The organism is Actinoallomurus sp. NBC_01490 (assembly GCF_036227085.1).
In the GTDB taxonomy this organism is placed as follows: domain Bacteria; phylum Actinomycetota; class Actinomycetes; order Streptosporangiales; family Streptosporangiaceae; genus Actinoallomurus; species Actinoallomurus oryzae.
Genome location: NZ_CP109433.1, coordinates 4,124,827 through 4,139,997, shown reverse-complemented (window position 1 = coordinate 4,139,997; position 15,171 = coordinate 4,124,827). Strand labels below are relative to the sequence as shown.

The 15,171-nt window shown below is 71.7% G+C and carries 14 protein-coding genes; all 14 read right to left on the bottom strand.

The window, feature by feature from the left end:
• Positions 1-116: 116 nt before the first annotated feature.
• The 14 genes from metK to pyrR all read right to left on the bottom strand — a co-directional run bounded on the left by metK (position 117) and on the right by pyrR (position 14,926).
• A complete protein-coding gene (gene metK / locus OG417_RS19855; protein WP_329258002.1) occupies positions 117-1,310 on the bottom strand; it encodes a methionine adenosyltransferase in 1,194 nt (397 codons plus the stop codon).
• 115 nt (positions 1,311-1,425) lie between these two features.
• Positions 1,426-2,646, bottom strand: a complete 1,221-nt coding sequence (gene coaBC, locus OG417_RS19850; protein WP_329257998.1) for a bifunctional phosphopantothenoylcysteine decarboxylase/phosphopantothenate--cysteine ligase CoaBC — start codon at positions 2,644-2,646, stop codon at positions 1,426-1,428.
• Between the two features lie 34 nt (positions 2,647-2,680).
• A complete protein-coding gene (gene rpoZ / locus OG417_RS19845) occupies positions 2,681-2,950 on the bottom strand; it encodes a DNA-directed RNA polymerase subunit omega (RefSeq protein ID WP_285566731.1) in 270 nt (89 codons plus the stop codon).
• Between the two features lie 11 nt (positions 2,951-2,961).
• Positions 2,962-3,528: a guanylate kinase gene (gene gmk, locus OG417_RS19840; protein WP_329262402.1), complete on the bottom strand. Its 567-nt coding sequence runs from the start codon at positions 3,526-3,528 to the stop codon at positions 2,962-2,964.
• A gap of 73 nt (positions 3,529-3,601) precedes the next feature.
• The gene (gene mihF / locus OG417_RS19835) at positions 3,602-3,928 is read right to left on the bottom strand and encodes an integration host factor, actinobacterial type (RefSeq protein WP_252782942.1); all 327 of its coding nucleotides are present in this window, start codon (positions 3,926-3,928) and stop codon (positions 3,602-3,604) included.
• Positions 3,929-4,800: 872 nt separating this feature from the next.
• Complete coding sequence (pyrF, locus tag OG417_RS19830; RefSeq protein ID WP_329257995.1) at positions 4,801-5,502, bottom strand: orotidine-5'-phosphate decarboxylase; 702 nt, start codon at positions 5,500-5,502, stop codon at positions 4,801-4,803.
• Entirely contained in the window at positions 5,499-6,497 is a 999-nt protein-coding gene (locus OG417_RS19825; protein WP_329257993.1) for a dihydroorotate dehydrogenase, read from the bottom strand. The genes pyrF and OG417_RS19825 overlap by 4 nt, the downstream gene beginning before the upstream one ends.
• 156 nt (positions 6,498-6,653) lie before the next feature.
• On the bottom strand, positions 6,654-7,526 hold the full coding sequence (locus OG417_RS19820) for a dihydroorotate dehydrogenase electron transfer subunit (RefSeq protein WP_329257990.1): 873 nt from the start codon (positions 7,524-7,526) through the stop codon (positions 6,654-6,656).
• 13 nt (positions 7,527-7,539) lie between these two features.
• A complete protein-coding gene (carB, locus tag OG417_RS19815) occupies positions 7,540-10,875 on the bottom strand; it encodes a carbamoyl-phosphate synthase large subunit (RefSeq protein WP_329257987.1) in 3,336 nt (1,111 codons plus the stop codon).
• Positions 10,875-11,072 carry a hypothetical protein gene (locus OG417_RS19810; protein WP_329257983.1) on the bottom strand — a complete coding sequence of 66 codons (198 nt, stop codon included), beginning with the start codon at positions 11,070-11,072 and terminating at the stop codon, positions 10,875-10,877. The genes carB and OG417_RS19810 overlap by 1 nt, the downstream gene beginning before the upstream one ends.
• A complete protein-coding gene (gene carA / locus OG417_RS19805; RefSeq protein ID WP_329257981.1) occupies positions 11,069-12,169 on the bottom strand; it encodes a glutamine-hydrolyzing carbamoyl-phosphate synthase small subunit in 1,101 nt (366 codons plus the stop codon). The genes OG417_RS19810 and carA overlap by 4 nt, the downstream gene beginning before the upstream one ends.
• A complete protein-coding gene (locus tag OG417_RS19800; RefSeq protein WP_329257979.1) occupies positions 12,166-13,449 on the bottom strand; it encodes a dihydroorotase in 1,284 nt (427 codons plus the stop codon). The genes carA and OG417_RS19800 overlap by 4 nt, the downstream gene beginning before the upstream one ends.
• On the bottom strand, positions 13,446-14,393 hold the full coding sequence (locus tag OG417_RS19795) for an aspartate carbamoyltransferase catalytic subunit (RefSeq protein WP_329257976.1): 948 nt from the start codon (positions 14,391-14,393) through the stop codon (positions 13,446-13,448). The genes OG417_RS19800 and OG417_RS19795 overlap by 4 nt, the downstream gene beginning before the upstream one ends.
• Positions 14,390-14,926: a bifunctional pyr operon transcriptional regulator/uracil phosphoribosyltransferase PyrR gene (pyrR, locus tag OG417_RS19790; protein ID WP_285566747.1), complete on the bottom strand. Its 537-nt coding sequence runs from the start codon at positions 14,924-14,926 to the stop codon at positions 14,390-14,392. The genes OG417_RS19795 and pyrR overlap by 4 nt, the downstream gene beginning before the upstream one ends.
• Between the last annotated feature and the right edge of the window lie 245 nt (positions 14,927-15,171).

Below are 15,171 nucleotides of genomic sequence, written 5' to 3'. Positions count from 1 at the left end.
GCCCCATCGCCACTACCGACTGTGCCCGCCCGGACACGCGTCCAAGCACGCGGAAGGGCGGCCCCGGCACATGCCGGGACCGCCCTCGTGGCCGGATAAAGCCCCGTCGCGGGCGATCAGAGGCCGGCGGCCTCGCGCAGCGCGTCGGCGCGGTGCGTGGTCTCCCAGGCGAAGTCCGGCTCCTCGCGGCCGAAGTGGCCGTACGCCGCCGTCTGGGAGTAGATCGGGCGGAGCAGGTCGAGGTCGCGGATGATCGCGGCGGGGCGCAGGTCGAAGACCGCGAGCACGGCCTCCTGGATCTTCTCGACCGGGAGCTTCTCGGTGCCGAAGGTCTCGACGAACAGGCCGACCGGGTGCGCCTTGCCGATGGCGTACGCGACCTGGGCCTCGCAGCGGTCCGCCAGGCCCGAGGCGACGACGTTCTTGGCCACCCAGCGCATGGCGTACGCCGCGGAGCGGTCCACCTTGGAGGGGTCCTTGCCGGAGAAGGCGCCGCCGCCGTGGCGGGCCATGCCGCCGTAGGTGTCGATGATGATCTTGCGGCCGGTGAGGCCGGCGTCGCCCATGGGGCCGCCGATCTCGAAGCGGCCGGTCGGGTTGACCAGCAGGCGGTAGCCCTCGGTGTCGAGGTCGAGGTCGGCGACGACCGGGTCGACCACGTGCTCCTTGACGTCCGGCGTCAGCAGGTCGCTCAGGCTGATGTCCGGGGCGTGCTGGGAGGAGACGACGACGGTGTCGAGGCGGACCGGGCGGTCGCCGTCGTACTCGATGGTGACCTGAGTCTTACCGTCGGGACGCAGATATGGCACCACACCGTTGTTACGCACCGCGGACAGCCGCGCGGCGAGCCGGTGGGCGAGGGTGATCGGCAGCGGCATCAGCTCGGGGGTCTCCCGGCAGGCGTAGCCGAACATCAGGCCCTGGTCGCCGGCGCCCTGGCGGTCGAGGTCGTCCGTGCCCTCGCCCTCGCGGGTCTCGTACGCGTCGTCGACGCCCTGGGCGATGTCGGGCGACTGGGCGCCGATCGACACGGACACGCCGCACGAACGCCCGTCAAAGCCCTTGCTGGAGGAGTCGTACCCGATGTCCAGGATCTTCTCCCGGATGACACCGGGGATGTCCACGTACGTCTCGGTGGTGACCTCACCCGCGACGTGAACCTGGCCGGTAGTGATCATGGTCTCGACGGCGACGCGGCTCTTGGCATCGTCCTTCAGCATCGCGTCGAGAATCGCATCGCTGATCTGGTCCGCGATCTTGTCCGGGTGACCCTCGGTCACGGATTCTGAGGTGAACAGGCGACGGGACACGTGCTGTACTCCTTGCAGCGGCTGCTGACTGACGTAAGCAGAAAACGGACTTGCGTTTGTCGGTGGCGAAGTCTACCGAGACCGGCTTGAGTCTCGGTGGGGCGTCTCGGCCTCCTCAGATCATGCGTGCGGCGACCAGGTCCCAAACCACGTCGGCCAATGTCTCCTTCGATCCGCGCGGCACGTCGACGGCCGCACCGTCGGCGGAGAGGATGACCGCGGCGTTGTCCGGACGGCCGAACGCCAGGTGCTCCCCCACCTGGTTGACCACCAGCAGGTCACAGCCCTTGCGGGCGAGCTTGCGGCGTCCGTTCTCCAGGACGTCGTGGGTCTCGGCGGCGAACCCGACGATCACCTGGTCGCCGTCGCGCGCCTCGCGTACGAGCTCGGCCAGGATGTCGGGGTTCTCCACGAGGCGGATCGGCGCCGGCTCGGCACCCGGCGTCTTCTTGATCTTCACGTCCTCGTAGCCGGCCGGACGGAAGTCGGCCACCGCCGCCGCCATGACCACCGCGTCGGCGTCGGCCGCGGCCTTCAGGACCGCGTCGCGCATCTCCCGCGTGGACCCGGTGCGGACGACCTCGGCGCCGGCCGGGTCGGGCAGGGCGACGTTGGCGGCGACGAGGGTGACCCGCGCGCCGCGCGCCAGGGCCGTACGGGCCAGGGCGTACCCCTGCATGCCCGACGAGCGGTTGCCGATGAACCGCACCGGGTCGATGGGCTCGCGCGTGCCGCCCGCGGAGACGACGACGTGGCGGCCGGCCAGGTCGCGTGCGGTGTCCAGGTCGCCGCGGGCCAGCACCCGGCGCGCGGCGTCGAAGAGCGCGTCGGGGTCGGGCAGGCGGCCCTTGCCCGAGTCGGCGCCGGTGAGCCGGCCGGCCGCGGGCTCGATCACGATGTTGCCCCGGTGGCGCAGCGTCGCGACGTTGGCCTGGGTGGCCGGGTGCTCCCACATCTCGGTGTGCATCGCCGGAGCGAACACGACCGGGCAACGCGCCGTGAGGAGCGTGTTGGTGAGCAGGTCGTCGGCGATGCCGTGCGCCGCCTTGGCCAGCAGGTCGGCCGTTGCCGGCGCGACGAACACGAGGTCGGCGCCCTGCCCGAGGCGTACGTGCGGAACCTCTTCGACGCCGGACCAGACCTCGGTGGTGACCGGTTCGCCGGACAGCGCCGCCCACGTCGGCTCGCCGACGAAGCGCAGCGCGTCACGCGTCGGGATCACCCGGACCCGGTGCCCCGACTCGGTCAGCCTCCGCAGAAGTTCGCAGACCTTGTACGCGGCGATGCCGCCGCCGACGCCGAGCAGAACGCGCGGCCCCTCAACCGCGGACGTCATCGCCACGTCCCGCGGTGCGGCCGGTCACGATCACTTACGGCCCTTCGATGGCCTCGGAGTTGAGCAGGCCCTCGCGGACCTCGCGCAGCGCGATGGACAGCGGCTTCTCCTGGACCTGGGTCTCCACGAGGGGACCGACGTACTCGAGCAGGCCCTCGCCGAGCTGCGCGTAGTAGGCGTTGATCTGGCGGGCACGCTTGGCCCCCATGATCACAAGGCTGTATTTGCTGTCAACGATCTTCAGCAGATCGTCGATGGGCGGATTGGTGATGCCGTCGGCACCGCCGGGGGCGTTAGAAGCCACTCCCGCGCCTCTCAGTCGTCAGATGGGTGGACAGCCAGCAAGGATATCAGCTCAGCGCAGACGTCCTTGACCGAAGTGTTCACCAGGGTGACGTCGAACTCGGGCTCGGCGGCGAGCTCCTCGCGGGCGGCGGCCAGCCGGCGTTCGATCACCTCGGGCGCCTCGGTGCCACGGCCGACGAGGCGGCGCACGAGCTCCTCCCAGGACGGGGGCGCCAGGAAGACGAGTCGCGCCTCCCGCATGGACGCGCGCACCTGGCGGGCGCCCTGCAGGTCGATCTCGAGCAGTGCCGGCACGCCGGCGGCGAGGTGCTCCAGCACCGCACGCCGCGGCGTACCGTAACGATTCCCCGCGAACTCGGCCCACTCGAGCAGTTCTCCTTCGTCGACGAGCCGATCGAACTCGGCGTCGTCGGCGAAGAAGTAATGCACGCCGTGGATTTCACCGGGCCGCGGCGCACGGGTGGTCACCGAGACCGACAGCCACACCTCGGGGTGGGCACGCCGGATCTCGGCGACGACCGTGCTCTTGCCGACGCCGGACGGCCCGGAAAGGACCGTCAGGCGCCTGGACGGGATGGAGCCGCCCGCCGCGGGCGCAGCGGAATCGGCCGCGGCGGCCGAGCCGCCGCGCCCGTCCGGCGCAAGTCGATCAGCGATTTCCACCGCCGCCGAACTCACGCTCCAGAGCGGCGCGCTGGTTGGCGCCAAGACCCCGCACGCGGCGGGACTCGGCGATACCGAGCCGCTCCATGATCTGCTTAGCGCGGACCTTTCCGACGCCAGGCAGGGATTCCAGTAGTGCCGACACCTTCATCTTTCCGATTACGTCGTCGGCCTGACCATCTTTCAGAACCTCGGCAAGGGAGGTTCCCCCGTGCTTCAGGCGGTCTTTGACCTCGGCACGCTCTTTGCGGGCCTTGGCAGCCTTCTCCAGGGCTGCGGCGCGCTGTTCAGGGGTTAGGGGCGGAAGCGCCACGCCGGGTCACCTCGTGTTTCCACTCGATTGAGTCGGACGGCTTGGGAACCTAGCGAGTTCAGGGCCCATAAAGCAACGTGAAAGCCCGTTTAGCCCGTCATTAAATTGCAGATGTCACTCTATGAGCTGTCCTGAACACGCAGAGTACCCAATCGGGGGGGTTGCTTCACCCCGAACCGTACGACGGCCTGGCGTTTCTTGCGAGGGGCAAACGGCTCAGTCAAGACGAAACGGCGGCGGATGACACTCTGCGGGACACGTTTCGCCGCCGAACACCTCCTTCGGGACGGTCACCCTCCGCCATCTAACCCCCGAACCCCCACAAGTCGCCCTCCGGGGTCCCCTGACGGCCCTCGTGCGGCGGCTCACACCGCTCCGCGACACGCGGCGGCACGCCGCGACACCCCGCCGGCGCGGCGGTCCGCGACCGGGCTCGCGGCGGCCGATCCCGCCGCGCCCGCCACCCTCGCTGTCATAACGGGTTGACGCCTTCTGTCACCCGACGGCAACTCTCGGTGGGCACCGCCGAGCCGCGGCGCGTTCGCACGGCCGAACCCGTCGAGCGGACCGGCCGAGCCCTCGCCGCCCGACGCCGTACCGAGGCGAGGACGATTCCGGGTTTTCCCGGCGAATTGGCACGTTCCAGCAGGCCGTTCCCCGTTTTGCCAGGCCCTCAAGCCCGGCGAGGGCCGCGTTTTCGCGCCTGAGAGCGCCCGAGCCTCGCGAACCCCCGTCGCCCCACAGAGTTCATCAGGTGCCGCCGTCCCCGGCGGTCAGACGGCCTGTACGCGTTCCGGCGTGACGCACGACGGCGCTGGCCGCGGCGGCGCCCATGTGCCGTCGCGGCGAATGAGGTCGAATGAGGTGGATCGTCAGACGCTGCCGCTCGTACGGCGGAGGGCGGCGGCGATGCCCGCGGCGGCGGCGCCCGGGTCCGGGGCCGCGGTGATGGGGCGGCCGATCACGAGCAGGTCCGCGCCCGAGGCGAGGGCCTCCTCGGGCGTCGCCACGCGGGCCTGGTCCTGGGTCGCGGCTCCGCGCGGGCGGACGCCCGGCGTGATCAACGTCACCTCCGGGCCCACCTCCGCGCGCACCGCGGCCGCCTCCATCGGGGAGCACACGAGCGCCTGCGCGCCGGCCTCGACCGCGAGCGCCGACAGGCGGCGGACGGCGTCCAGCGCCGGTCCGGCGAGGCCGATGCTCGTCAGGTCGTCCTCCGCCAGGGATGTGAGAACGGTCACAGCGGCGATCTTGGTGTTCGGCGCGGCCTCGGCGGCCGCGCGGATCATCGAGGCGCCGCCGACCGCGTGGACGGTGAGGTACGCCGGCTTGAGGCGTGACACCGCACGCGCCGCCCCGGCCACCGTGGCGGGGATGTCGTGCAGCTTCAGGTCGAGGAAGACCTGGACGCCGGTGGCGCCGCGGACGCTGGCCACCACGTCCGGCCCGTACCGCAGGTACAGCTCCAGCCCGACCTTGACCGTGCTGACGTGAGGTGTCACCAGCGTCGCCCAGCGGGCGGCCGTCTCGAGGTCCGGCGCGTCCAGGGCGACGGCGATGGGGGCGAGGTTCACTGCAGACTCTCCTGTTCCGTCGGCTCACCGACGCCGACGTTGGGGTCGATGCGCCGGATCAGCGTGCCCGCCGGCTTGTGGGCCAGCCCCACCGCGTCGGTCAGTTCGGTGATGCCGCGTTCCCGCAGCGCGGTGTCCAGTTCGCGAAGGATCCGTACGCATGCGGACGGATCATGAAGGTTCGCCGTGCCGACCGCGACCGCCGACGCTCCCGCCAGGATGAGCTCCAGCACGTCGGTTCCGGTGCGCACGCCGCCGATGCCGATGATCGGGACCTCGGGCAGCGCCGCGTGCACCTGGTAGACGCAGCGGACCGCGACGGGCCGGATGGCCGGGCCGGACAGCCCGCCGGTGATCCCGGCCAGCCGCGGGCGGAAGGACCACGTGTCCACGGCCATGCCGTGCAGCGTGTTGATCATCGACAGGCCGTCGGCGCCGGCGTCCGCGCAGGCCATCGCGACGCCGACCACGTCGGTGACGTCCGCCGACAGCTTGGCGAACACGGGCACGCCCCGGCGTGTGTTGGCGCGCACGGCGCGCACGACCTCGGCGGCGGCCGTCGGGTGGGCGGCGAACATCAGGCCGCGGTCCTCAACGTTGGGACACGAGGTGTTGATCTCGACCGCGGTCACGCCCGGCGCGGTGGTGAGACGCCCGGCGACCTCGGCGTACTCCTCGACGCTGTTGCCGGCGATCGAGACGATCGTGCGGGCGCCCTGCTCGTCGAGCCACGGCAGATCGCGTGCCAGGAAGGCGTCGATCCCCGGCCCCTGCAACCCGGTGGAGTTGAGCACGCCGCTCGGCGTCTCGGCGAGCCGGGGCGCGGGGCGCCCGGCGCGCGGCTCGGGCGTGATCGACGGTGTGACGATCGCGCCGAGCTTGGCGACGTCGAAGAAGCGGCCCAGCTCACGCCCGGTGCCGCCGCAGCCGGACGCGGTCATGATCGGGTTCGGCAGCGAGACCGGACCGAGCCCGGTCCGCAGATCCACGCTCAAGGGCCCTCCTTCGTCGGGAGAGAGACCAGACGCACCGCGTTGCCGATTCGCTCACTCCGTTCGCTCAAGGGCCCTCCTTCGTCGGGAGAGACCAGACGCACCGCGGCGCCGATGCGCTCACTCCGTTCGCTCATGACCACTCCCCCGGCGTGCGGCTCATGGGCGTTCTCCCAGCCGCAGGGCGCGCGGGGCGCCCAGTGCGTCGAACGGGATGGTGCCGACGTCGTCCCAGCGCACCCGTTCGCCGCGGAACACCGGGCCCTCGACGCAGGTACGGACCATGTGGGTGGCGCCGTCGTCGCCGATCACCGGCAGCACGCAGGCCATGCAGACCCCGGTGCCGCACGCCATCGGCTCCTCGACCGCGACCTGGGCCGGGATGCCGTATCCCGCGCAGGTGCGGCTGACCGACCGCAGCGTGTCCAGCGGCCCGCAGGCGTACACGACCTCCGCCTGGGCGCCCTCGATGGCGCCGGCGAGGAGGTCCTCGACCGTGCCCGCCGAACCGAGCGAACCGTCCCCCGTGGCCACCGCGACGGAGTCGCCGGCGCGGCGGGCGCCGCGCGCGCCGTGCACGTCGTCCGCCGTGCCTCCGCCGAGGAGGAAGTGCAGCGGGCAGTCGCGCTGGCGCAGCACGGCGGCGAGCGGGAACAGCGCCGCGCTGGCGTGCGCGACGCCCACCAGCACGCAGGTCACCGGGTGGCGCGGCAGCGGGAACGGCCGGCCGAGCGGCCCGGCGACATCCACGATGTCGCGCGGGCGCAGCCCGGCGAGCCACTGCGTGCCCTTGCCGCGGACCGAGAAGACGATCTCGACGGTGCCGCCGAAGTCCGGTTTGACCTCGCGGACGGCGAAGCAGCGCCGCAGCAGCATGCTGGACTGTTCACCGCCGACCGCGAGGGCGACGAACTGGCCGGGCCGGAAGCGCTCGGCGACGCCCGGGGCGACGAGGGTCATCGTCTGGTACGCCCCGATCCGCCGCGTGGTGAGCACGGTTCCCGGCACCTGCACCGGCGACGAGTCCGTCACTCGCCTCCTCCGCTCAACGGCTCCCCCTGAGATGCTCCGCGTGCTCCTGCAGCGACCGCACGCCGACGCTGCCGGCCGTGATCGCCTCGATGCCCTGGACCGCCGCGCCGAGCGCCTGCACCGTGGTGAGGCACGGGACGCGGCGAAGCACCGCCGCGGTGCGGATCTCGTATCCGTCGAGCCGCGGACCGGACTGCCCCGGGCTGCCGAACGGGGTGTTGACGATGAGGTCGACCTCGCCGTCGAGGACGCGCCGTACGATCGTCGGCTCGCCGTCGGGCCCGGGTCCGGCGCTGTGCTTGCGAACGATCTTGGCATGGACGCCGTTGCGCCGCAGGACTTCGGCGGTGCCCTCGGTTGCGAGAATCTCAAAACCTAGGTCAGCGAGGCGTTTGACCGGGAAGATCATGGCTCGTTTGTCCCGGTTGGCCACGGAGACGAAGGCGCGTCCCTTGGTCGGCAGCGAGCCGTACGCCGCCGCCTGCGACTTGGCGAACGCCGCGCCGAAGTCGGCGTCGATCCCCATGACCTCTCCCGTCGAACGCATCTCCGGGCCGAGGATCGTATCGACGCCGCGCCCCTCAGGGGTGCGGAACCGGTCGAAGGGCAGCACCGCCTCCTTGACCGCGATGGGCGCGTCGAGGGGCAGGTCTCCCCCGTCGCCGGTCGCGGGCAGCAGCCCCTCGGCGCGCAGCCGGGCGATCGGCGTGCCCAGCATGACGCGCGCGGCGGCCTTGGCGAGCGGCACCGCGGTCGCCTTGGAGACGAACGGCACCGTACGGGAGGCGCGGGGGTTGGCCTCCAGGACGTAGAGGACGCCGGCGGCGAGGGCGTACTGCACGTTCATCAGGCCGCGGACGCCGATCTCCCGGGCGAGGGCCTCGGTGGAGGACCGGATGCGGGAGATGTCCTCGTGGCCGAGCGTGATCGGCGGCAGCGCGCAGGCGGAGTCGCCGGAGTGGATGCCGGCCTCCTCGATGTGCTCCATGACGCCGCCGAGGTACAGCTCGGTGCCGTCGTAGAGCGCGTCGACGTCGATCTCGATCGCGTCGTCGAGGAACCGGTCCACCAGCACGGGGTGCTCGGGGCTCCACTGCCCGCCGCCGCCCGTGGCCCGGTCGATGTAGGACCGCAGCGTGTCCTCGTCGTAGACGATCTCCATGCCGCGCCCGCCGAGGACGTAGGAGGGCCGTACGAGGACCGGGTAGCCGATCTCGCCGGCGATCTCCACGGCCTCCTCGTACGTCGTGGCGGTGCCGTGCTTGGGCGCGGGCAGCCCGGCGCGTTCGAGGACCCGGCCGAACGCGCCGCGCTCCTCGGCGAGGTGGATGCTCTCGGGCGAGGTGCCGACGACGGGCACGCCGGCGTCCTTGAGGCTCTGCGCGAGGCCGAGTGGCGTCTGCCCGCCGAGCTGCACGATCACCCCGGCGACCTCGCCGGTCTCCTGCTCGGCGTGCACGACCTCCAGGACGTCCTCCAGGGTGAGCGGCTCGAAGTAGAGCCGGTCGGAGGTGTCGTAGTCGGTCGAGACGGTCTCGGGGTTGCAGTTGACCATGACGGTCTCATAGCCCGCCTCGGCGAGCGTGAACGACGCGTGCACGCAGCTGTAGTCGAACTCGATGCCCTGGCCGATGCGGTTCGGCCCGCTGCCGAGGATGATCACCTTGGGCTTCTCGCCCGGCGGGACCTCGGTCTCCTCGTCGTAGGTGGAGTACAGGTACGGCGTCTCGGCGGCGAACTCCGCGGCGCACGTGTCGACGGTCAGGTAGACCGGCCGGACGCCGAGGGCGTGCCGCAGGCCGCGGATCAGCTCGGCGGACACGCCGCGGATCTCGGCGATCTGCGCGTCGGAGAACCCGTGCCGCTTCGCCTCGCGGAGCGCCTCGGGGTCGAGCTGCTCGCCGGTGAGCGCGGCGGCGATCTCCTCCAGCGCGGCGATCTGGTCGAGGAACCACGGGTCGATCGCGGTCGCCTCGTGCACCTCCTCGATGGTGGCGCCGGCCCGCATCGCCTGCTGCGCGGCGCGCAGGCGGCCGTCGTGGGGCCGGGAGGCGCGGTCGAGCAGGTCGGCCTTGAGCGCGGCGCGCTCGTCCGCCGGCAGCGTCTCCGGCCCCGGGGCCCAGGAGAACGACGCACCGGAGCGTTCGAGGGACCGCAGGGCCTTCTGCAGCGCCTCGGGGAAGGACCGGCCGATCGCCATGGCCTCCCCGACCGACTTCATGTGGGTCGTCAGGGTCTCGTCCGCGCCAGGGAACTTCTCGAACGCGAACCGCGGCGCCTTCACCACGACGTAGTCGAGGCTGGGCTCGAAGCTCGCCGGGGTCTCGCGGGTGATGTCGTTGCGGATCTCGTCCAGGGTGTACCCCACCGCGAGCCGGGCGGCGATCTTGGCGATCGGGAAGCCCGTGGCCTTGGAGGCGAGCGCGCTGGACCGCGAGACGCGCGGGTTCATCTCGATGACGATCATGCGGCCGGTGCGCGGGTCGATCGCGAACTGGATGTTGCAGCCGCCGGTGTCGACGCCGACGGCGCGGATCACGGCGATGCCGACGTCGCGCATCCGCTGGTACTCGCGGTCGGTGAGCGTCATGGCCGGCGCGACGGTGATCGAGTCGCCGGTGTGCACGCCCATCGGGTCGACGTTCTCGATGGAGCACACGACCACGACGTTGTCGTGCTTGTCGCGCATCAGCTCCAGCTCGTACTCCTTCCAGCCGAGGATGGACTCCTCCAGGAGCACCTCGGTGGTCGGGCTGGCGGCCAGGCCCGCGCCGGCGATGCGGCGCAGATCCTCTTCGTCGTAGGCCATGCCGGACCCGGCGCCGCCCATGGTGAACGAGGGCCGCACCACCATCGGGTAGCCGAGCGTCTCGGCGGCGCCGAGGCAGTCGTCCATGCTGTGGCAGATCACGCTGCGCGCGGACTCGGCGCCGATGTCGGCGACGATCTGCTTGAACCGCTCGCGGTTCTCCCCCGCCTGGATGGCGTCGACGTTCGCGCCGATCAGCTCGACGCCGTACTTGTCCAGGGCGCCGGACTCGTGCAGGGCGATCGCGGTGTTGAGCGCGGTCTGGCCGCCCAGCGTGGGCAGCAGCGCGTCGGGGCGCTCCTTGGCGATGACCTGCTCGACCGTCGCGGGCGTGATCGGCTCGACGTACGTCGCGTCGGCGATCTCCGGGTCGGTCATGATCGTCGCGGGGTTGCTGTTGACCAGGGCGACGCGGAGCCCCTCGGCCTTCAGGACCCGGCACGCCTGGGTGCCGGAGTAGTCGAACTCGGCGGCCTGGCCGATCACGATCGGGCCGGAGCCGATGACGAGAACGGACTTGATGTCGGTACGGCGCGGCATCAGACCCCCTGCGCGGACGCGATCGCGGCGGCGGCCAGAACGGCCACGGTCAGCAGTGCCGCGACGGCGGCGGCGAGGAGTGCGCGCGGGCTGGGCGCCTTGGCGCGCAGCACCGCGTCGTTGGGATCGACCGGGATGTGGCCGTGCGACCCGGCGTCGGCCGCGTGGTCGGCCTCGTGGCTGGAAACGTCGCTCATTTCTTCATCAGCTCGCAGAAGGTCTCAAAAAGGCCGGTGGCGTCGTGCGGGCCGGGGGCGGCCTCGGGGTGGTACTGGACGCTGAACGCGGGACGGTCGAGCAGCCGCAGCCCCTCGACCACGCCGTCGTTCAGGTCGACGTGGGTGACCTCGGCGCGGCCGAACGCGGTCTCGAACGGCCCGTCGAGGGGCGCCTCGACGGCGAACCCGTGGTTGTGGCTGGTGATGTGGACGCGGCCGGTGGCGCGATTCTGCACGGGCTGGTTGACCCCGCGGTGGCCGAACCGCAGCTTGTAGGTGTCCAGGCCGAGGGCGCGCCCGAGCATCTGATTGCCCAGGCAGATGCCGAACACCGGCCGGCCCTCCTCCAGCACGCCCTTCATCGAGTCGACCGCGTAGCCGCACGCGGCCGGGTCGCCGGGCCCGTTGCTGTAGAAGACGCCGTCCGGCTCCAGCGCGAGGATCTCGTCGGCGGTCGCCGTCGCGGGCAGCACGTGCACCTCGCAGCCGCGTTCGGCCATGCGGCGCGGGGTCATCGTCTTGATCCCCAGGTCCACGGCGGCGACCCGGTGGCGTACGTCGCCGTCCGGCCGTACGACGTAGGGCTCGGGGGTGGAGACGACGCGGGCCAGGTCGGCGCCGATCATGTCGGGGCTGGCCAGGACCCGCTCCAGGAGCGCGTCGGGGTCGGTCTCCGCGGTGCTGATGCCGGCCCGCATGGCGCCGCGTTCCCGCAGGTGACGCGTCAACGCCCGGGTGCCCTGCACCGCGATGCCGACCACGCCGTACGCGCGCAGCTCGTCCTCCAGGGACCGCTGCGCCCGCCAGCTCGAGGTGATGCGCGAGGGCTCGCGCACGACGTACCCGGCGACCTGGATCCGGCCCGACTCGGGGTCCTCGTCGTTGACGCCGGTGTTGCCGATGTGCGGGGCGGTCATGGCGACGATCTGCTGGGCGTAGGAGGGGTCGGTGAGGGTCTCCTGGTAGCCGGTCATGCCGGTGTTGAAGACCACCTCGCCGAACGCCTCGCCCTCGGCTCCGTACGCGGTGCCGTGAAAGGTGCGGCCGTCTTCAAGGACGAGCAGTGCCTGCCTCATACAACCTTCCCCTCGAGAACGGTCGGACGTCCGCGCAGGAACGTCGCGTGGACGCGGCCGGGCAGCTCGAGCCCGGCGAACGGCGTGTTGCGGCTCTTGGACACCGAGGCCGCCGGGTCGACCACCCGGCGTACGTCCGGGTCGTACAGCGTGAGGTTGGCCGGCGCTCCCGGAACGGGCAGGTGTCCCTGCCCGGCGAGGCGGCCGATGCGCGCCGGGCGTACGGACATGCGGTCGGCCAGGCCGGCCCAGTCGAGCAGGCCCGTGTCGACCATGGCCGCCTGCGCGACGGACAGGGCCGTCTCGAGCCCGATCATGCCCATCGCGGCCGGCGCCCACTCGGTCTCCTTGGCCTCGACCGGGTGCGGAGCGTGGTCGGTCGCGACGCAGTCGATCGTGCCGTCGGCCAGCGCCTCGCGCAGCGCCTCGACGTCGGCCTTCGTACGGAGCGGCGGGTTGACCTTGTAGATCGGGTCGTAGGTCTCGGCGAGCTCGTCGGTGAGCAGCAGGTGGTGCGGCGTCACCTCGGCGGTGACCTGCCAGCCCTTGCTCTTCGCCCACCGGATGATCTCCACCGAACCGGCCGTGGAGACGTGGCAGACGTGCAGGCGGGAGCCGACGTGGGCGGCGAGCAGGCAGTCGCGGGAGATGATCGCCTCTTCGGCCACGGCCGGCCAGCCGGCCAGGCCGAGGCGCCCGGAGACCTCCCCCTCGTTCATCTGCGCGTGCTCGGTCAGGCGCGGCTCCTGCGCGTGCTGGGCGACGACGCCGTCGAACGCCTTGACGTACTCCAGCGCGCGGCGCATCAGGACCGCGTCGTCCACGCAGTGGCCGTCGTCGGAGAAGACCCGTACGTGCGCGGCGGAGTCGGCCATGGCGCCGAGCTCGGCGAGCTGACGGCCCTCGATGCCGCGGGTGACCGCGCCGACCGGGTGGACGTCACAGTGACCGGCCTCGCGGCCGAGGCGCCAGACCTGTTCGACCACGCCGGCCGTGTCGGCGACGGGCTCGGTGTTGGCCATGGCGTGCACGGCGGTGAACCCGCCCGCCGCCGCGGCCCGCGTCCCCGACTCGACGGTCTCGGCGTCCTCGCGGCCGGGCTCGCGCAGATGGGTGTGCAGGTCGACGAGGCCGGGCAGGGCGATGAGGCCGTCCGCGTCGACCGTCTCGGCGTTCTCGGGGTCCAGGCCCGTGCCGATCTCGGCGATGACGCCGTCTTCCACGCGGATGTCCCGCGCCTCGCCGCCGAGGATGCGGGCGCCCTTGATCAGGTACGTCATTCGCCTTCCGTTCTGGTGTTGCCGATCGCGGGCTCGGAGCCGCCCAGGAGGAGGTAGAGGACGGCCATGCGCACGGTCACGCCGTTGGCGACCTGCTCGACGATGGTCGAGCGCGTGGAGTCGGCCACCTCCGCGGCGATCTCGACCCCGCGGTTCATCGGGCCGGGGTGCATGACGAGCGCGTGCTCCGGCAGCGCGGCCATGCGCCGGGCGTCCAGCCCGTACCTTCTGCTGTACTCCCGCACGGTCGGGAAGTAGGCCGCGTTCATCCGCTCCTGCTGGACCCGCAGCATCATGACGACGTCGCTCTTGGGCAGGACCGCGTCGAAGTCGTAGGCGATCTCACACGGCCACGTGCCGACCGCGACCGGGAACAGCGTGGGCGGCGCGACCAGGGTGACCTCGGCGCCGAGGGTGTTCAGCAGGAGGACGTTGGAGCGCGCCACGCGGCTGTGGAGGATGTCGCCGACGATCGTGATCCGCCGGCCGTCGAGGTCGCCGAGCCTGCGCCTCATCGTGTACGCGTCGAGCAGGGCCTGGGTGGGGTGCTCGTGCGTGCCGTCGCCGGCGTTGACGACGCTGCCGCGGACCCAGGTGGCGAGGCGGTGCGGCGCTCCGGAGGCGCCGTGCCGGATCACGACGCCGTCGGCGCCCATCGCCTCGAGTGTCAGCGCGGTGTCCTTCAGGCTCTCGCCCTTGGACACGCTCGACCCCTTCGCGGAGAAGTTGATCACATCCGCGGACAGGCGCTTGGCCGCCGCCTCGAAGGAGATCCGGGTCCTCGTGGAGTCCTCGAAGAAGAGGTTGACGACCGTACGGCCGCGGAGCGTGGGGAGTTTCTTGATGGGCCGGTCGGCGACGCTCGCGAGCTCCTCGGCGGTGTCGAGGATCAGCAGGGCGTCGTCCTTCGTCAGGTCGGCCGCGGAGATCAGGTGTTGTTTCACTTGCCGGCCTCCAACAGGACGGCGTCGCGGCCGTCCACCTCCTCGACCAGCACCCGCACGGTCTCCTTCGCGCTCGTCGGCAGGTTCTTGCCGACGTAGTCGGCGCGGATGGGGAGCTCACGGTGGCCGCGGTCGACCAGCGTGGCGAGCTGGACCGCGCGCGGGCGGCCGAGGTCGTTCAGGGCGTCGAGGGCCGCACGCACGGTGCGGCCGGAGTACAGGACGTCGTCGATGAGCACCACGACGCGGTCGTCCACGCCTTCGGGCGGCAGCTCGGTGCGTCCTAGGGCGCGGGCCGGCCGCAGGCGGAGATCGTCGCGGTACATGGTCACGTCGAGGGAGCCCTGCGGGACCGGGCGTCCCTCGACCTCCTCGATGCGCCGGGCGAGACGCTCGGCGAGGGTCACGCCTCGTGTCGGAATTCCGAGGAGAACGATGTCCTCGCCGCCTTTGGTGCGTTCGAGGATCTCGTGGGCGATTCGGGTGAGCGCGCGGCGGATGTCCGGCGCTTCCAGTACAGATTTGTGACTCATGTCACCATTGGGAGAGGGCCTGTGCGGGGGCACAGAGGCAGCACTCACCGTCTAACCTCCTTTCCCGCCTCACTGGACGGGCCTTAAAGGATCGGCCTTTTTACGGTAGCAGCCCGTTGCCGACGCACCGCCACCCGGTGGCATGGCGTTTGCCCAGGCAGAGACGGTACGGTGGCGACCCCGACAGTCACGGAAAGCCTTGGCCTGCAAGGGTTTTCGCCGCTTCGCCGGCCGAGGTTCGCGCA